This window comes from Bradyrhizobium sp. S3.2.6 (assembly GCF_040546885.1).
In the GTDB taxonomy this organism is placed as follows: domain Bacteria; phylum Pseudomonadota; class Alphaproteobacteria; order Rhizobiales; family Xanthobacteraceae; genus Bradyrhizobium; species Bradyrhizobium cytisi.
This window is the reverse complement of the sequence record NZ_JBEPOS010000001.1, coordinates 98353-116012: the sequence shown is the minus strand read 5'-3', so window position 1 is coordinate 116012 and position 17660 is coordinate 98353. Positions and strand designations below refer to the sequence as shown.

The 17660-nt window shown below is 64.1% G+C and carries 18 protein-coding genes; 8 read left to right on the top strand and 10 right to left on the bottom strand.

Annotated elements, in window-relative coordinates; all coding sequences use genetic code 11:
• Positions 1-39: 39 nt before the first annotated feature.
• Genes ABID58_RS00550 through sdhC form a run of 4 tightly spaced genes read right to left on the bottom strand, consistent with a single transcriptional unit; the run spans position 40 to position 3500 of the window.
• Positions 40-822: a succinate dehydrogenase iron-sulfur subunit gene (locus tag ABID58_RS00550; RefSeq protein ID WP_354031156.1), complete on the bottom strand. Its 783-nt coding sequence runs from the start codon at positions 820-822 to the stop codon at positions 40-42.
• Positions 823-846: 24 nt separating this feature from the next.
• On the bottom strand, positions 847-2697 hold the full coding sequence (gene sdhA, locus ABID58_RS00545) for a succinate dehydrogenase flavoprotein subunit (RefSeq protein ID WP_354031155.1): 1851 nt from the start codon (positions 2695-2697) through the stop codon (positions 847-849).
• A 3-nt stretch (positions 2698-2700) separates the two neighbouring features.
• On the bottom strand, positions 2701-3075 hold the full coding sequence (sdhD, locus tag ABID58_RS00540; RefSeq protein WP_187435438.1) for a succinate dehydrogenase, hydrophobic membrane anchor protein: 375 nt from the start codon (positions 3073-3075) through the stop codon (positions 2701-2703).
• A gap of 26 nt (positions 3076-3101) precedes the next feature.
• The gene (sdhC, locus tag ABID58_RS00535) at positions 3102-3500 is read right to left on the bottom strand and encodes a succinate dehydrogenase, cytochrome b556 subunit (protein WP_148756059.1); all 399 of its coding nucleotides are present in this window, start codon (positions 3498-3500) and stop codon (positions 3102-3104) included.
• Between the two features lie 509 nt (positions 3501-4009).
• Here sdhC and ABID58_RS00530 point away from each other — a divergent pair.
• A complete protein-coding gene (locus ABID58_RS00530) occupies positions 4010-4870 on the top strand; it encodes a sulfite exporter TauE/SafE family protein (protein WP_354031154.1) in 861 nt (286 codons plus the stop codon).
• Positions 4871-5020: 150 nt separating this feature from the next.
• Here the strand turns inward: ABID58_RS00530 and ABID58_RS00525 are convergent, their stop codons facing one another.
• Positions 5021-6550, bottom strand: a complete 1530-nt coding sequence (locus ABID58_RS00525) for a malonate--CoA ligase (protein ID WP_354031153.1) — start codon at positions 6548-6550, stop codon at positions 5021-5023.
• Between the two features lie 95 nt (positions 6551-6645).
• Here ABID58_RS00525 and ABID58_RS00520 point away from each other — a divergent pair, with 95 nt between their 5' ends.
• The 4 genes from ABID58_RS00520 to ABID58_RS00505 all read left to right on the top strand — a co-directional run bounded on the left by ABID58_RS00520 (position 6646) and on the right by ABID58_RS00505 (position 9884).
• Positions 6646-7407, top strand: coding sequence for an SDR family oxidoreductase (locus ABID58_RS00520; protein WP_354031152.1), 762 nt, complete (start codon positions 6646-6648; stop codon positions 7405-7407).
• A gap of 310 nt (positions 7408-7717) precedes the next feature.
• Positions 7718-8272 (top strand): fasciclin domain-containing protein, encoded by a 555-nt coding sequence (locus ABID58_RS00515; RefSeq protein ID WP_354031151.1) that lies wholly within the window; start codon positions 7718-7720, stop codon positions 8270-8272.
• 184 nt (positions 8273-8456) lie between these two features.
• Positions 8457-9086 carry a cytochrome b/b6 domain-containing protein gene (locus ABID58_RS00510; protein ID WP_148756065.1) on the top strand — a complete coding sequence of 210 codons (630 nt, stop codon included), beginning with the start codon at positions 8457-8459 and terminating at the stop codon, positions 9084-9086.
• Between the two features lie 15 nt (positions 9087-9101).
• Positions 9102-9884 carry a molybdopterin-binding protein gene (locus ABID58_RS00505; RefSeq protein WP_354031150.1) on the top strand — a complete coding sequence of 261 codons (783 nt, stop codon included), beginning with the start codon at positions 9102-9104 and terminating at the stop codon, positions 9882-9884.
• Here ABID58_RS00505 and ABID58_RS00500 read toward each other — a convergent pair.
• A complete protein-coding gene (locus ABID58_RS00500) occupies positions 9871-11070 on the bottom strand; it encodes a YbfB/YjiJ family MFS transporter (protein WP_354031149.1) in 1200 nt (399 codons plus the stop codon). The genes ABID58_RS00505 and ABID58_RS00500 overlap by 14 nt on opposite strands.
• Positions 11071-11333: 263 nt before the next feature.
• Here ABID58_RS00500 and leuB point away from each other — a divergent pair, with 263 nt between their 5' ends.
• The gene (gene leuB, locus ABID58_RS00495) at positions 11334-12446 is read left to right on the top strand and encodes a 3-isopropylmalate dehydrogenase (RefSeq protein WP_354031148.1); all 1113 of its coding nucleotides are present in this window, start codon (positions 11334-11336) and stop codon (positions 12444-12446) included.
• A gap of 175 nt (positions 12447-12621) precedes the next feature.
• Here leuB and ABID58_RS00490 read toward each other — a convergent pair whose 3' ends face one another.
• Positions 12622-13008 carry a hypothetical protein gene (locus ABID58_RS00490; RefSeq protein ID WP_354031147.1) on the bottom strand — a complete coding sequence of 129 codons (387 nt, stop codon included), beginning with the start codon at positions 13006-13008 and terminating at the stop codon, positions 12622-12624.
• Between the two features lie 156 nt (positions 13009-13164).
• Entirely contained in the window at positions 13165-13965 is an 801-nt protein-coding gene (locus ABID58_RS00485; RefSeq protein ID WP_354031146.1) for a hypothetical protein, read from the bottom strand.
• Between the two features lie 116 nt (positions 13966-14081).
• Between ABID58_RS00485 and ABID58_RS00480 the strand changes: the two genes are divergently transcribed.
• The gene (locus ABID58_RS00480) at positions 14082-15116 is read left to right on the top strand and encodes an aspartate-semialdehyde dehydrogenase (RefSeq protein ID WP_354031145.1); all 1035 of its coding nucleotides are present in this window, start codon (positions 14082-14084) and stop codon (positions 15114-15116) included.
• A gap of 195 nt (positions 15117-15311) precedes the next feature.
• Here the strand turns inward: ABID58_RS00480 and ABID58_RS00475 are convergent, their stop codons facing one another.
• Complete coding sequence (locus ABID58_RS00475) at positions 15312-15956, bottom strand: carbonic anhydrase (protein ID WP_354031144.1); 645 nt, start codon at positions 15954-15956, stop codon at positions 15312-15314.
• 110 nt (positions 15957-16066) lie between these two features.
• Here ABID58_RS00475 and ABID58_RS00470 point away from each other — a divergent pair, with 110 nt between their 5' ends.
• Positions 16067-16948, top strand: a complete 882-nt coding sequence (locus tag ABID58_RS00470) for an HpcH/HpaI aldolase/citrate lyase family protein (protein ID WP_354031143.1) — start codon at positions 16067-16069, stop codon at positions 16946-16948.
• A 23-nt stretch (positions 16949-16971) separates the two neighbouring features.
• Here ABID58_RS00470 and ABID58_RS00465 read toward each other — a convergent pair whose 3' ends face one another.
• The gene (locus tag ABID58_RS00465) at positions 16972-17454 is read right to left on the bottom strand and encodes a hypothetical protein (RefSeq protein WP_148756074.1); all 483 of its coding nucleotides are present in this window, start codon (positions 17452-17454) and stop codon (positions 16972-16974) included.
• Between the last annotated feature and the right edge of the window lie 206 nt (positions 17455-17660).

Here is a 17660-nt window from a genome sequence, read left to right as displayed (position 1 = left end):
CCCGGGCATTTCGGCCCGGGATCGCAGCACGAATGACGCCTAGATCTGGCGCTCGACCATCTTGAGCTTGAGCTCGGCGATGGCTTCCGCCGGGTTGAGGCCCTTCGGGCAGGCCTTGGCGCAGTTCATGATGGTGTGGCAGCGGTAGAGCCGGAACGGATCCTCGAGATTGTCGAGCCGCTCGCCGGTGGCCTCGTCGCGCGAATCCGACACCCAGCGGTTGGCCTGGAGCAGCGCCGCGGGACCGAGATAGCGGTCGCTGTTCCACCAATAGCTCGGGCAGGAGGTCGAGCAGCAGGCGCACAGGATGCACTCGTAGAGGCCGTCGAGCTTCTCGCGGTCCTCGTGGCTCTGGCGCCATTCCTTCTGCGGCGTCGGCGAGGTCGTCTTCAGCCACGGCTCGATCGAGGCGTACTGCGCGTAGAAATTGCTGAGGTCAGGAACGAGATCCTTCACCACCGGCTGGTGCGGCAGCGGATTGATCTTCACCGCGCCGTCCTTCACGTCGTGCATCGAACGCGTGCACGCCAGCGTGTTCTGGCCGTCGATGTTCATGGCGCAGGAACCGCAGACGCCTTCGCGGCAGGAGCGGCGGAAGGTCAGCGACGGGTCGATGTGGTTCTTGATCCAGATCAGGCCGTCCAGCACCATCGGACCGCAATCATGGGTATCTACGTAATAGGTGTCGACGCTCGGATTCTTGCCGTCGTCCGGATTCCAGCGATAGACGCGGAATTCGCGAAATTCGGTCGCGCCCGGGGGCTTCGGCCAGGTCTTGCCGCCTGATATCTTGGAGTTCTTCGGAAGTGCGAATTCAACCATTTCGATAAGGCTTTCGCTGTTCGCTCAGTACACGCGCGCTTTGGGCGGGATGTACTGCACGTCGTTGGTCATGGTGTAGTCGTGAACCGGGCGGTACTCGATCTTGACCTTGCCGTTGTCGTCGAGCCAGGCCAGCGTGTGCTTCATCCAGTTCTTGTCGTCGCGCGCGGAGAAGTCCTCGCGCGCATGCGCGCCGCGGCTCTCGGTGCGGTTGGCGGCCGAATTCATCGTCACCACCGCTTGCGCGATCAGATTGTCGAATTCGAGCGTCTCGACGAGATCCGAATTCCACACCAGCGAGCGGTCGGACACGGCGATATCGGTGATGCCGCTGTGGACCTTCTCGATCAGGTTCTGGCCTTCGCTCAGGATGTCGCCGGTGCGGAACACGGCGCAGTTATTCTGCATCACGTGCTGCATGCCTTCGCGCAGCTTTGCCGTCGGCGTGCCGCCGGAGGCGTAGCGGTAATGGTCGAGGCGGCCGAGCGCGAGGTCGGACGAGTTCGCCGGCAGCTCGGGCTGCTTGCCGTTCGGCGTCAGCTTCTCGGCAAGACGCAGTGCAGCCGCGCGGCCGAACACGACGAGGTCGATCAGCGAGTTCGAGCCGAGGCGGTTGGCGCCGTGCACGGAGACGCAAGCGGCCTCGCCGATCGCCATCAGGCCGGGGATGATGGCGTTATCGTCGCCATCCCTCTTGGTCAGCACTTCGCCGTGATAGTTCGTCGGGATGCCGCCCATGTTGTAGTGCACGGTCGGCACGATCGGGATCGGCTCGCGCGTCACGTCGACATTGGCGAAAATCTTGGCGGATTCGGAGATGCCCGGCAGGCGCTCGGCGAGCACTGCGGGATCGAGATGGTCGAGATGAAGGAAGATGTGGTCCTTCTTCTTGCCGACGCCGCGCCCCTCCCGGATCTCGATGGTCATCGCGCGCGAGACGACGTCGCGTGACGCCAGGTCCTTTGCGGACGGCGCATAGCGCTCCATGAAGCGCTCGCCCTCGGAGTTGACGAGATAGCCGCCTTCGCCGCGCGCGCCTTCGGTGACGAGGCAGCCTGAGCCGTAGATGCCGGTCGGGTGGAATTGCACGAACTCCATGTCCTGCATCGGCAGGCCGGCGCGCAGCACCATGCCGCCGCCGTCGCCGGTGCAGGTGTGTGCCGAGGTGCAGGAGGCGTAGGCGCGGCCGTAGCCGCCGGTCGCGAGGATCACGGTCTGGGCGCGGAAGCGGTGCAGCGTGCCGTCATCGAGCTTGAGCGCGACGACGCCGCGGCAGGTGCCCTGGTCGTCCATGATCAGGTCGATGGCGAAGAACTCGATGAAGAACTCGGCCGCGTGGCGCAGCGACTGGCCGTACATCGTGTGCAGCATGGCGTGGCCCGTGCGGTCGGCGGCGGCGCAGGTGCGCTGTGCCTGGCCCTTGCCGTAGTCCATGGTCATGCCGCCGAACGGACGCTGATAGATCTTGCCGTCCTCGGTGCGCGAGAACGGCACGCCCCAATGCTCGAGCTCGTAGACCGCCTCGGGCGCGTTGCGCACCATGTATTCGATCGCATCCTGGTCGCCGAGCCAGTCCGACCCCTTCACGGTGTCGTACATGTGCCAGCGCCAGTCGTCCTTGTGCATGTTGCCGAGCGAGGCCGAGATGCCACCCTGTGCCGCAACCGTGTGCGAGCGCGTCGGAAAAACTTTGGTGATGCAGGCCGTCCTCAGGCCGGCCTCGCTGCAGCCGACCACGGCGCGCAGGCCCGCACCGCCGGCACCGACCACGACGACGTCATAGGTGTGGTCCTCGATCGGATAGGCTTTTCCGTTGGTGGCGGGAGCGGCGTTGCCCTTGCCATTCGTCTCTGTGGCCGATCTTCCGGTTGTCATGGATTACACTCCGGATGAAAGTTGGAGAATCGCGTAGATCGAGGCGAGCGCAACCGCGGCCGCGAAGAAATTGTTGAGCATGATCGAGATGAGCTTCAGCTTCTCGTTATGCACGTAATCCTCGATCACGACCTGCATGCCGATCTTCATGTGCCAGGCGCTGGCGACGATGAAGAGCAGCATGATGATGGCGACCGGCAGCGAGCCGAGGATCTGCTTGGCGCCGGCCTGATTGCGGCCGAGCAGCATCATGATGATGACCAGCACCGGGATCATCAGCAGCGTCATCGCCACCGCCGTGAGGCGCTGGCGCCAGAAGTCGGATGTGCCGGAATGCGCAGCACCGAGGTTGCGGACGCGGCCGAGCGGAGTGCGCATGCTGCGCTTCGGGGTATCGGCTGTGCTCACCGTCCACCTCCGATCGCGTAGGCAATGATCCAGACCAGCACCGTTAGGGCGATGCCGCCGATCAGTGCGCCCCAGGTCAGCGCTTCACGCTCATTGGCCTTGAATCCATAGCCGAGATCCCAAACGAAGTGCCGGATGCCGCTCAGCATATGGTGCATCAGCGCCCAGGTGTAGCCGAACACGATCAGCCGGCCGATGATGCTGCCGGTGAAGCCCTGGACGTGGGCGTAGGCGGCAGGGCCCGAGGCGGCTGCGATCAGCCACCAGGCCAGCAGCAGGGTTCCGAAGTACAGGGCAATGCCGGTGGCGCGATGGACGATGGACAGCGCCATCGTCAACGTCCAGCGGTAGACTTGCATGTGTGGTGAAAGCGGTCGTTCGATCCGTGCGGTCATGGGCTTTTGATGTCTATTGCGGCCCAGCAGGGGGCACGCGGGGATCGCGAAAGGTCGGCTCTATTTACGGAGTCGATTTGGCCTGCGCAATCACCAAATCGACATAAATCGAACCATCGTTCAGCTCTACGGCGTTGATGCGACAAGCCAATCAGGGGCTTGGTATACCACAGCGATGGTGCACCGGCCAAGGATAGAATATAAATTCATCCTTTGGGCGACCCGTCGAGGCGCATTGAAATCGCTATTGGAACGGCTCCAAGCCGCCGACCGGCTGCCACCGTTCGAACCAGGCAGTTCATGATGTTCGGCACCGCGCGGCCGGACGATGCGCCCTTTCCAATTTCCGCCTTGCGCATCGATTTTCCGTCAGGCGGCGGATATGCGCACCCTGCATTCCACCCCAGCCGGGAGGCGTGGCGTGTCGACCATGCAAATCGGATCGCCTACAGATTGTTGCGCGGCTCATTCCGAACGGACGAACCGGAGAAGCTGCGGGGCAGGTCCGGGTGATTGCAGGTCTCGATATCGCGGAAATCGTGGAGCTCGCGCTGCTGCTGATCGCAGTCGGCGCGCTGTCCGGATTTCTCGCCGGTGTGTTCGGCATCGGCGGCGGCGCGATCCTCGTGCCGGTGTTCTACGAATGCTTCCGCCTCGCCGGCGTGCCGCTCGACGTGCGCATGCCGCTCTGCGTCGGCACCTCGCTAGCCGTGATCATCCCGACATCGATCCGTTCGTTCCAGGCCCATTACAAGCGCGGAGCGGTCGATATGTCGATCCTGCGCGTGTGGTGGCTGCCGATCCTGATCGGCGTCGTCGCCGGCAGCGTGGTCGCGCGTTACGCGCCGGAGCGGCTGTTCAAGATCGTGTTCGTTGGCGTCGCCTGGTCGGCCGCCGTGCGCCTGATCTTCGCGCGCGAGACCTGGAAGCTCGGCAACGATCTGCCAGAAGGGCCGTTGATGCGCATCTACGGCTTCTGCGTCGGCATTTTATCGACGCTGATGGGCATCGGCGGCGGCCTGTTCTCGAACCTGCTGATGACGTTCTACGGCCGTCCGATTCATCAGGCGGTGGCGACGTCGTCGGCGCTCGCAGTGCTGATCTCCATCCCGGGTGCGCTTGGCTACGTCTATGCGGGCTGGCCGGCCGCGGCGACCTATCCGGCCGTTGCGGCCCTGCAAATCCCGTTCGCGCTCGGCTATGTCTCGCTGATCGGCGCGGTGCTGGTGATGCCGATGAGTCTTGTGACCGCGCCGCTCGGTGTGAGAGCTGCGCACGCCATGTCGAAGCGCACGCTCGAAGTTGCGTTCGGCTGTTATCTCTTCATCGTCGGCAGCCGGTTTGTGATGAGTCTCGTGGGCGGACAGTAGTCGCCACAAAGTCCGTCATTGCGAGCGAAGCGAAGCAATCCAGAATCTCTCCGCGGCAGCAGTCTGGATTGCTTCGTCGCATCAGCGCAAAATTGCTTCGCAATTTTGTCGCGAGCTCCTCGCAATGACGGCGAGAGAGCAAAAGCCCCCTCATTTCTTCGCGTAAATATCCTTGTACGTATCCCGCAGCACGTTCTTCTGCACCTTGCCCATGGTGTTGCGCGGCAGCTCGTCGACGACGAAGACGCGCTTGGGCATCTTGAACTTTGCCAGGCGCCCGTCGAGCGCCTTCAGCACTGCGGCTTCGCTGACGTCAGCCCCCTTGTTGCAGACCAGCACCGCGGTGACGCCCTCGCCGAAATCGGCGTGCGGCACGCCGATCACGGCGGATTCGATCACGCCGGGCATGGCGTCGATCTCGCTCTCGATCTCCTTCGGATAGACGTTAAAGCCGCCGGAGATCACGAGATCCTTGCCGCGGCCGAGAATGTGGACGTAGCCCTTGTCGTCGATCTTGCCGAGGTCGCCGGTGATGAAGAAGCCGTCGGGACGGAATTCGGACTTGGTCTTCTCCGGCATGCGCCAATAACCTTTGAAGACGTTCGGGCCCTTGACCTCGATCACGCCGATCTCGTCGCGCGGCAGCTCCTTGCCGGTCTCGGGCTCGGTCACGCGCACGGTGACGCCGGGGAGCGGCAAGCCGACTGCGCCGGGCACGCGCTCGCCGTCATAGGGGTTCGACGTGTTCATGTTGGTCTCGGTCATGCCGTAGCGCTCGAGCACAGCATGGCCGGTGCGCGCCGACCATTCGCGATGGGTTTCCGCCAGCAGCGGCGCCGAGCCCGAAATGAACAGCCGCATGTGTCTGGTCGTCTCGCGCGACAGCGCGGGGTTCTGCAGCAGCCGCGTATAGAACGTCGGCACGCCCATCAGCACCGTGGCGCGCGCCATTAGCTTGATGATAAGGTCCGGATCGAGCTTCGGCAGGAAGATCATCGACGCCCGCGCAAACAGCGTCACGTTGGTCGCCACGAACAGGCCGTGGGTGTGGTAGATCGGCAGCGCGTGGATCAGCACGTCCTTGTCGGTGAAGCGCCAATAGCCGACCAGCGAGAGCGAGTTCGACGCGAGATTGTCGTGGCTGAGCATCGCGCCCTTGGAGCGGCCGGTGGTGCCCGACGTGTAGAGGATCGCGGCGAGATCGTCGTTGGCACGCGAGACCGTCGCAAACTCGCTGCTCGCCGCCGCTGCGGCATCCGTCAGCGAGCCCTTGCCGTCAGGTCCAAGCGTCTCGACCTTGGCCTTCACCTTGGCGGCGATCGGGGCGAGGCCGTCGGCCTTGGAGGGATCGCAGACCACCAGCGAGGGCTCGGCGTCGCCGATGAAATAGTCGAGCTCATTCAACGTATAGGCGGTGTTGAGCGGCAGGTAGACCGCGCCGGCCCTGACCGTGCCGAGATACAGCACGATATTGGCGACCGACTTGTCCACCTGCACCGCGACGCGGTCGCCGGGCTTCACGCCGCGCGCGACCAGCACATTCGCCATCTGCCCGGCCCGCGCGATCAGATCGCCATAGCTGATACGGGCACCGTCCTGCGTCTCGATGGCGAGACGCGCAGGGTTATCGAGGCCGTCGAACAGGCGGGAAAACAGATTGGCGTTGGCTGCTTGGTTCATGCAAGATTTCCTCGACCGCAAGATTGACAAGGCCGGTCAAAACCGAGGGCTGGATTAGCAAAAACCGCCCCGAAGAAGCAACGGAGACAGTTGGCATGGCAAAAAACGGGAAACGCGTGGCCTGGGTCACGGGCGGCGGCAGCGGGATCGGGGAGGCCGGCGCCGAGGCGCTCGCGGCCGATGGCTGGATCGTCGTGGTCTCCGGCCGCCGCAAGGACGCCCTCGAGACCGTGGTCGCGAAGATTGCCAGGGCCGGCGGGACCGCGGAGGCGCTGGCGCTGGACGTTTCAAACGCCATTGAGGCCCAGAAGGCGGCCGATCACATCGCCACGAAGCACGGCCGGATCGATCTGCTCGTGAACAATGCCGGCATCAATGTCCCCAAGCGGAGCTGGAAGGACATGGAACTGGACGGCTGGGACAGGCTGGTCCAGGTCAATCTCAACGGCGTGCTCTATTGCATGCGCGCGGTGCTGCCGACGATGCGCAAGCAGCAGGACGGCTCGATCATCAACGTCTCGTCATGGGCCGGCCGCCACGTCTCGAAAATGCCGGGCCCGGCCTACACCACGACCAAGCATGCGGTGCTGGCACTGACCCATTCCTTCAACATGGACGAATGCGTCAACGGCCTGCGCGCCTGCTGCCTGATGCCGGGCGAGGTGGCGACGCCGATCCTGAAGCTGCGCCCGGTGGTGCCGAGCGCGGAGGAGCAGGCGATGATGCTGCAGTCCGAAGATCTCGGCCGCACCATCGCGTTCATCGCGTCGATGCCGCCGCGCGTCTGCATCAACGAGCTCCTGATCAGCCCGACGCATAATCGCGGCTTCATCCAGACGCCGTTGAGCAGGGATTGAGGCGCGGTCGGAGCCCCGAGTTCGTCATTGCGAGCGAAGCGAAGCAATCCAGAAATGTATCGGCGGAGGTAGTCTGGATTGCTTCGTCGCAAGGGCTCCTCGCAATGACGGCGGAGCCACTACACGAACTCCCCCGAGCATAGTTTCACGCATCACGATAAATTATTGTTCGAAACCGTTTCGCAGACGCTCCCGTAGTTCGGACCAACGACGCGTGACTGCTTCACGTCAAACTGTCGCAGGTGCCGTTGTTGCCCCAACGCAAACGCCGGCGGGCACACCGCTGGCCACAATCATCGGGAGTTTCTCCATGTCGAAGCGCATTGCCTATCTCACCGCCGCAGCCTTCAGCGCGCTGGCCATCACCGCGACAATCATCGCGCCGGCCCGCGCCGAGGAAAAGACCGTCATGGTTGGCGGCGCCGCGATGTTCCCCTCGAAGAACATCGTCCAGAATGCCGTCAACTCGAAGGACCACACCACGCTCGTGGCGGCGGTGAAGGCGGCCGGCCTGGTGCCGACGCTGGAAGGCAAGGGCCCGTTCACGGTGTTCGCGCCGACCAACGCCGCCTTCGGCAAGCTGCCGGCCGGCACCGTCGACACCCTGGTCAAGCCCGAGAACAAGGCGACCCTGACCAAGATCCTCACCTATCATGTGGTGGCCGGCAAGCTCGAGGCCTCCGACCTCACCGACGGCAAGAAGCTCAAGACCGTCGAGGGCGAGGAGCTCACGATCAAGAAGCAGGACGGCAAGGTCTGGATCGTCGACGCCAAGGGCGGCACCTCGATGGTGACGATCTCCAACGTCAACCAGTCCAACGGCGTGATCCATGTGGTCGACACCGTGCTGATGCCGGCGACGTAACACCGCGAGGTCCGGTTTCATCCCCCAACCCGGATGCGACGAAACGGCGAGCCGGGGGGTGCCCGGCTCGCTTTTTTGTGACCACCAGAGTCCGGCGGTATCGATTCGATGCCCGCAGGGGCGTAACGAAAGCGGAAGCATCGGCGTATAATCGGCATCAGACGACGTTCAGGACGGAACCATCATGGCAAGCCTCACAGTCACCGACGAGCACGTCGGGGCCACCCCGGCCAAAACGATCCAGCCGGTCTGGGTCCGGGTGATGCACTGGACCAACGCCGTCGCGATGATCCTGATGATCCTGTCGGGCTGGCAGATCTACAACGCCTCGCCGCTGTTCGGTTTCAGCTTCCCGCGCGGATACACGCTGGGCGGCTGGCTCGGCGGCGGTCTGCTCTGGCACTTTGCGGCGATGTGGCTCCTGATGATCAATGGCCTCGCCTATCTCATTACCGGTTTTGCCACCGGCCGCTTCGCCAAGAAGCTGCTGCCGATCACGCCATCTGGCGTGCTCCACGACGTCCGGGCTGCCCTGACCTTCAAGCTCAGCCATGACGATCTCAGCGTCTACAATTACGTGCAGCGCGCGCTCTATGCCGGCATCATCGTCGTCGGCGTGCTGATCGTGCTGTCCGGCCTGTCGATGTGGAAGCCGGTGCAATTGCATTGGCTGGTGACGCTGTTCGGCGATTATCCGACCGCGCGCTACGTCCATTTCTTCTGCATGGCCGCGATCTGCGCCTTCATCGTCATTCACGTGCTGCTCGCGCTGCTGGTGCCGAAGAGCCTGCGCGCGATGATCATCGGTCGCTAGAGAGGGAGAGCAGATATGGCCAAGCGTTCATTCCTGATCCCCGGCGTCGACAAGCGGCTGCTGATCAAGGACTCCCTCAAGACCATGCCGGATGTCACCCGCCGCCGCTTCATCGCGGGCGGCGCCAGCCTCGGCGCGCTGACCTTGCTCACCGGCTGCGACGTGGTCGATTCCTCTTCCGCCGAAGCACTGCTGGCGAAGGTCTCGAAGTTCAACGACGCCGTGCAGGATTTCATCTTCAATCCCGACGCGCTGGCGCCGACGTTTCCCGAGAGCGCGATTACAAAGCCGTTCCCGTTCAACGCCTATTACGATCTCGACGACGCTCCGGACGTCGATGGCGACGCCTGGAAGCTCGAGGTGCGCGGCCTCGTCGACGACAAGAAGTCGTGGACGCTGCCGGAGCTCTACAAGCTGCCGCAGGTCACGCAAATCACCCGTCACATCTGCGTCGAGGGCTGGAGCGCAATCGGCAGCTGGACCGGCACGCCGTTGCGCGATTTCCTCAAGCTGATCGGCGCCGACACGCGCGCGAAATACGTCTGGTTCCAGTGCGCCGACAAGGACGGCTACAACTCGCCTTTGGACATGCGCACCGCGCTGCATCCACAGACGCAGATGACGTTCAGATACGCCAACGAAATCTTGCCGCGCGCCTACGGCTTTCCGATGAAGATCCGCGTGCCGACCAAGCTCGGCTTCAAGAACCCGAAATACGTGGTCTCGATGGAAGTCACCAACGACTACAAGGGCGGCTACTGGGAAGACCAGGGATATAATTCGTTTAGTGGGAGCTAGGTGTCGGCCCCACCTTCCGCTGGCACAACGCCGCCACCGCCCCCAACGCCAGCAACCCCGCCGAGACATTCAGCGCGTAACTCAGGCTCCCCAGCGCATCCGTGATCGCGCCGACCACGATGGGCCCGAGCGTCTGGCCGACGCCGAACGAGATCGTCATCGCCGCGATCGCGCGCGGCCACACCTCGGGCGGATAGTTGAAGCGGACAAAGGCCGTCGTCGAGCCGACCACGGCGAAGAAGGCGACGCCGAACACCACCGCCGAGGTTGCGAGCCACGCCGTCGAGTGTCCGAGCATCGGCAGGCCGGCGCCGATCGCATTGGTGCCGAGGATGATCGCGGTGGCGAGACCGCCGCGGTCGAGCGCGAGCACGCGACGCCAGGCCCAGGGCGTCACGAACGCACTCATGCCGATCAGGCTCCAGAATCCCGCCTGCGCCGCGGGTCCGCCGCCGCCGTCGCGCACATAGGCGATCATGAAGGTCATGTAGGCGATGTAGCCGGCGCCGAACAGGAAGTAGGCGGCGAGATAGATCAGCACGGGACGAATCGCGAAGGCGGCGTGGCTGCCTTCGTGGAAACGCGCGCCGCTCTCGATCCGGACCAGGAACAGCGGCACGGTCATTGCGGCCGACAGCAATGTCAGCGCCCACCACACCATCCACCACGAGCCCGGCCCGAAATGCTGCAGCGTGAACGGCGCGATCAACCCGGAGGAAAGAATGCCGATGCCGGGGCCGGCATAAAAGAGACTCAGCAGGAAATTGGCCCGCTCCGGGCGCGACTGCGCGATCGTCGCAGCCAATGCGCCGCCGGCGACGAAGCCCGCCGCGGCGCCGACACCGAGCACCAGCCGCGCCAGGCTCAGTGCGATGAAATTCCCTGTCAGCGCGCAGGTGGCCAGCGCGGCGAGGCAGGCCAATGTTCCGCCGCGGATCGCCGTCGCCCAGCCGACCCGCTGGATCAGCCGGGACGCCGCCAGCGCGCCCACGAGGTAGCCGACGGCGTTGATGGTGTTCATGAAACCGGCCGCCGAGTAGGACCAGCCGAGGTCCTCCCGCATGTCAGGCAGCACCAGGGCATAGGCAAAGCGGCCGATGCCGAGCCCGACGGTCGCGGCCAGCGACAGGGTCAGGATCAGCCGCGCGGGATGTGCGTCGGGTGGATGGCGGTCAGGAGCGTGCAAGGGGTTCTCCGGCCGACGCAGTGTGGCAGGCCCCGCCCGCCTTGCACAGCGGCGCGGCGGCAATGGTGTCTTGCCAAGCGCGCAACGCCGCTCTAGCACTCCCGCCGACCTGTCATTCCGGGGCGCGCCTCTTGGCGCGAGCCCGGAATCCATTCCGCCACTTGCTGTGTGGCCCGATGGATTCTCTGATGCGCAATTGCGCATCAGAGCTCGCTCGCTTTGCTCGCGCCCCGGAATGACAGAGGATCAAGAAGGAAACGACCATGGCGACCCACAAATTGCTGCTGCTCCCCGGCGACGGTATCGGCCCCGAGGTGATGGGCGAGGTGAAGCGGCTGATCGATTGGCTCAATTCGGCCGGGATCGCCAAATTCGAGACCGATACCGGCCTCGTCGGCGGCTCGGCCTATGACGCCCACAAGGTGTCGATCTCCGAGGGCGACATGGCCAAGGCGCTGGCCGCCGACGCCATCATCTTCGGCGCGGTCGGCGGCCCGAAATGGGATGCGGTGCCCTACGAGGTGCGCCCCGAAGCCGGCCTGCTGCGCCTGCGCAAGGATCTCGCCTTGTTCGCCAACCTCCGCCCGGCCGTGTGCTATCCGGCGCTGGCGGACGCGTCGAGCCTGAAGCGCGAGGCGGTCGAAGGCCTCGACATCGTCATCGTGCGCGAGCTCACCGGCGGCGTCTATTTCGGCGAGCCCAAGACCATCACCGATCTCGGCAACGGCCAGAAGCGCGCCATCGATACCCAGGTCTACGACACCTATGAGATCGAGCGCATCGGCCGCGTCGCCTTCGAGCTTGCCAGGAAGCGCAACAACAAGGTGACGTCGATGGAGAAGCGCAACGTCATGAAGTCGGGCGTGCTCTGGAACGAGGTCATGACCCAGGTCCACAAGCGCGAATACCCTGACGTCACGCTCGAGCACCAGCTTGCTGACTCCGGCGGCATGATGCTGGTGAAGGCGCCGAAGCAGTTCGACGTCATCGTCACCGACAATCTGTTCGGCGACATGCTGTCCGACATCGCGGCGATGCTGACCGGCTCGCTCGGCATGCTGCCCTCGGCCTCGCTCGGCGAGGTCGACGTCAAGAGCAAGAAGCGCAAGGCGCTGTACGAGCCCGTGCACGGCTCGGCGCCCGACATTGCCGGCAAGGGCCTCGCCAATCCGATCGCGATGATCTCGTCGTTCGGCATGGCGCTGCGCTATTCCTTCGACATGGGCGCGCTCGCCGACAAGGTCGACGCCGCGATCGCCGCCGTGCTCGCCAGCGGACTGCGCACCGCCGACATCAAGTCGGAAGGCACCACCGCCGCCTCGACCACGCAGATGGGCGAAGCGATCCTGAAGGAATTGCAGAAGCTGCACGCGTAAGCGGCAAGCACCGCAATCGTAGGGTGGGCAAAGCGAAGCGTGCCCACCATTTTTATTGAGACTGCGGAGAGATGGTGGGCACGGCGCAAGGGCGCCTTTGCCCACCCTACAAGATCTCAAAAAACAAAAAGGCCGGGCGTGAGCCCGGCTTTTTGATTCGGTCGTGACGTCCGCTTCAGTAGAGCGGGAAATTCTGCGGATAGCCGCCGAGATCGGCCGGCGTGGGCAGCGGCTGGCGATCGATCGGGCGGTTGTTGTTCTCGCGGGCGAAGGTCGGATAGCCGACGGCCGGCGGGAAGGCGTAGTCGCTGAACTTGCGGTCGCCCGGATTGACCTCGGTGCCGCCGTCGAGCCAGGAGCGCTTGCTCACATAGATACGGGTGCGGCCTTGCTGGTAGACCGCATTGGGGCCGCTCGGACCGTAAACGGGCCGGCCGCGATCGTCATAGCGCTGCTTGGTCCTGGTATCGGCCGAAGCCGGTGTCGCGAAGGCCATCCCAACCACGGCGCCCGCCGCAAGCAACGTCGCCAGTCTGTTCGCGGCAAAAAAATTCGAGCTCATCACGTCCCCTTCAGGCGGCAAGCCGCCAGTCGATTTCACCCCATACTAGCCCGGCCGGGGCGGTCGCAACTAGGTCAATTCAGTCACACCACGCCGGAATAATCGTGCGTGCCGGCAAAAGTTGCATCGATACCAGTGACTTGAGCTTGATGCCGGTCAAAGCGCGCCGCGCAATTGTGCGTTGGCGGCGCCCAGCAGCCAGTCGGCGGAGCCTTGGGAGGAGCCTTGGGAATCGCAGGCGCGGCGCTTCAGCTCCGCATGGGCGAACAATTCCGCGAGCTTTGGCTCGTTGCCCGAGGCGAGCTGCGTCAGCCGGTTCAGGGTGCAGGCGATCGCCGCCCGCCGGGCCGGCATGGTGTCGCCCTGGCAGGAGAAGCCGGAGATCTGCAAGCCCGGCTCCTCGTTGCGCTTGAGGTAGCTGAGGCACGCCGGCGTCCCATCCGCTGTGCCTGATGGCCGGAACAGGGCGACCGGTCCGAATTTGGTGTCGATCAGGCCGGCCTGCTCGAGCGCGGTCTCCGCACCCAGGCCCATCTGGACGGCGAGGCCCGCGGTCGCCGGCCGCGTCACGTCGAATTCGCTGCCTTCCCGGTAGATCTCGAGCTCGGCCACGGGCTTGTCAGCATCGCCGGTCCAGCGCATCACGTCGCGGCGACCGCCTTCGGGGTGCCGTAGGATGGTGTAAGAGGCTGTTTTCTCGGATGAATCAAGCCGGTTGAGGGCAAAGGCCGGGTGCGAGCGCTCCGCGACAGCCCAGCCGGGCTTTTCCCCGGGCCCATCGTCGCGCAGATCCGGCAGCTGGCCGAGACCCGCAAGCGCGAGGATGGCAAACAGGGCGAGCGTCCCCACATAGGCAAGCAGGCGCGCCAGCGTGCCGACGACCTCGTCGGCGAAATTGGCGAGCGCCAGATGGATCTGGGTGGGGGTTGCGGCCGTGCCGGCCTCAGGCGACTGCATCCACGGCCTTCAGGCATGGTCCAACGTTGTCTTGAGGCCGGTTCTCGCATAGAAGCGCTGCTCTTCCTGTTTAAGCGTCAGCTTCAGGAACGGGCTTTTTCATCGGAGAGTGAACGATGGGTTACAAAGTCGCAGTCGTCGGCGCGACCGGCAATGTCGGACGGGAAATGCTCAATATCCTCGATGAGCGCAAATTTCCTGCGGACGAGGTCGTGGCCCTGGCGTCACGCCGCAGCATGGGCGTCGAGGTCTCCTATGGCGACCGCACCCTGAAGGTCAAAGCGCTCGAGCATTACGATTTCTCCGACGTCGACATTTGCCTGATGTCGGCGGGCGGCGAGGTGTCGAAGGAATGGTCGCCGAAGATCGGCGCCGCCGGCACCGTCGTCATCGACAATTCCTCGGCCTGGCGCATGGATCCGGACGTGCCGCTGATCGTGCCGGAAGTGAACGCCGACGCCACCAAGGGCTTCGCCAAGAAGAACATCATCGCCAACCCGAATTGCTCGACCGCGCAGCTCGTGGTCGCGCTGAAGCCGCTGCACGACAAGGCGACGATCAAGCGCGTCGTGGTCTCGACCTATCAATCGGTCTCGGGCGCCGGCAAGGACGCGATGGACGAGCTGTTCTCGCAGACCAAGGCCGTCTACACCAACCAGGAGCTGGTCAATAAGAAGTTTCCCACGCGCATCGCCTTCAACGTCATCCCCCACATCGACGTCTTCATGGAGGACGGCTACACCAAGGAAGAGTGGAAGATGATGGCGGAGACCAAGAAGATTCTTGATCCCAAGATCAAGCTCTCCGCCACCTGCGTGCGCGTGCCGGTGTTCGTCGGCCATTCCGAAGCCGTCAACATCGAGTTCGAGAACCCGATCAGCGCCGACGAAGCGCGCGACATCCTGCGCAAGTCGCCGGGCTGCCTCGTCATCGACAAGCAGGAGGCTGGCGGCTACGCCACGCCGTATGAAGCGGCCGGCGAGGACGCGACCTATATCAGCCGCATCCGCGAGGACGCGACGGTGGAGAACGGCCTCGTGCTGTGGTGCGTGTCGGACAACTTACGCAAGGGCGCAGCCCTCAATGCGATTCAGATCGCGGAAGTCCTGATCAACCGCAAGCTGATCAGCGCGAAGAAGAAGGCGGCGTAAGGCTTCGCTCACTCCTCTCGTCGTCCCGGATTTGCGCTTACGCTTGTCCGGGACGACGATCGCATTTGAGGCGGCAGTCCGTAGGGTGGGCAAAGCGAAGCGTGCCCACCACTTTCGTAACAACCGGAAAAGATGGTGGGCACGGCGCGTTGCGCCTTTGCCCACCCTACGAATTCGAGCCAAGCCGCGGAAGGCTTACGCCGCGTCGCGCACGCTTCTGAATTCCTTCGCCGCCTGGTCCAGCACGAACAACGTTCCCTCGGCGACGCCGAAATAGGCGCCGTGCAGCTGCATCTCGCCGCTCTCGACCGCCTTGCGCACGAACGGGAACGTCATCAGGTTCTCCAGGCTGCGGAACACTGCGGCTTTCTCGATGCGCTCGACGAATTGCGCCATGGTCTCGCGCTCGCGCTGCTCGACCACCTCGCCCGGCTTGATGAACATCTGCATCCATTTGCCGATGAAATCGCCGGGCGTCAGCGGCTCGATCTTGTCGACGAAGGCGCGGATGCCGCCGCATTGCGCGTGGCCGAGGACGACGATGTGCTTCACCTTGAGCACCTTCACGGCATATTCCAGCGCGGCCGAGACGCCGTGCGCGTTGCCGTCGGGCTGATACACCGGCACCAGATTGGCGATGTTGCGGACCACGAACAATTCGCCCGGGCCGACGTCGAAGATGGTTTCCGGCGCGACACGGCTGTCGCAGCAGCCGATCACCATCACTTCCGGGAACTGTCCCTTCACCGACAGCTCGCGATAGCGGTTCTGCTCGGCCGGCAGCCGCTGGGTGGCGAAGGCGTGGTAGCCTTCCAGCAAATGCTTCGGGAACGCGGTCATGGCCTATGCCTAATCATATACCGATAGCGCGAACAAGCCTTTCGAATAGGCAGGCCAGGTGCTATCGGCTTCGGCCATAATAGAGACGAGCAAACCGGAAGGAACGTCGCATGACCCGCCCGCGCCGCAGCCATTTGTTCATGCCCGGCTCGAACCCTCGCGCCCTCGAGAAGGCGCGGATTCTCCCCGCCGACGGCCTGATCCTGGACCTCGAGGATTCCGTCGCTCCCGACGCCAAGGCGGTGGCGCGCGACGGCATCGCCGCCGCGATCGCCGCAAAAGGGTTCGGCAAGCGCGAGGTCCTGATCCGGACCAACGGCCTCGACACGCAATGGTGGGCCGATGACGTGGCGATGGCCGCCAAGGCCTCGCCCGATGGCATCCTGGTTCCGAAGGTCTCAAGTATCGAGGATCTCCAGACCATCGGCCGCCATCTCGCCGAGCTCGGCGCCGCGCCGACCGTGAAGGTCTGGGCCATGATCGAGACCGCGCGCGCGGTGCTGCATGCCGAGGAGCTGGCCGAAGCCGGCCGCGATCCGAAGACGCGCCTCTCCGGCTTCGTGTTCGGCCCGAATGACATCTCGCGCGAGACGCGGATCAAGATGCTGCCCGGCCGCGCCGCGATGATCCCGATGATCACCCATTGCATCCTGGCGACGCGCGCCCACGGCCTCGAGATTCTCGACGGCCCCTACAGCGACATCAACAATCCCGACGGCTTTGCCACCGAATGTGCGCAAGGCCGCGATCTCGGCTTCGACGGCAAGACGCTGATCCACCCCTCTCAGATCGAAGCCTGCAACGCCATCTTCACCCCGCCCGAGGAGGAAGTCGCGCGCGCCCGAAAGATCATCGCAGCGTTCGAGCTGCCGGAAAACGTCTCGCGCGGCGCGATCCGGCTGGATGGTGCGATGGTCGAGCGCCTGCACGCCGACATGGCGAAGCGCACGATCGAGATCGCGGACGCGATCGCGGCGATGGGGAAGGGCTGACATTAGCTGCGGTGTCGTTGCGATTAATCGTAGTCACAACGTGCCGGCCGCGGAGTCCCCGGCTCGCCACGGCTGGCTTGCTCGCCGGTGACGGGGGCGCAGCCAGGTGGGAGCGATCGTGACAACAGGAATTCTGGTGCGGGGCAAATATCTTCGCTGCCCGAGACCAACTTTCCCGCCTTGAACCGGCAAGCGCGCTTGCGTGGATCGGGGTCGTGCTCAGACCAAATACGAATGGGGTCGCCGGCGACCACTTCAGTGTACGAAAGAACGAACCACTTTTCCTTGATCTGCAACATCGTGAGTTGGCAACCGGAGTAGTCTGGCCCGATGTCTTTGGCGCGAGGGTAAATGCGCATCGCCATGCCGTGAGCTGTATCTTCTCCCGCACCGGCGGGTGGCTCGGCGAGATCGCAGTTCTTGCCTTGAGGCCGCGCTTCTGCGGCATGACCAATTCTGGGCGACAGAAGCAGGAGAAGGGCGAGGGCAACAGCAGAGGCTCTCATGACGTTAGCAGTCTCCCGAGCCACTCGGCGGCGCATGACCAAGATTGGCGACACTATTGATGACACTGGTCCGTGTCGGCAGCAAGAGTTGACGCCGAAGCGGCTGAGCGGACGATTGTGATCGCAGATGCAATCGCGGCGATGAGCAAGATTATTCGCAAACGGAATGTCCGCTTTCTGACGGCGGGTGGCAATCTGGGACTTGC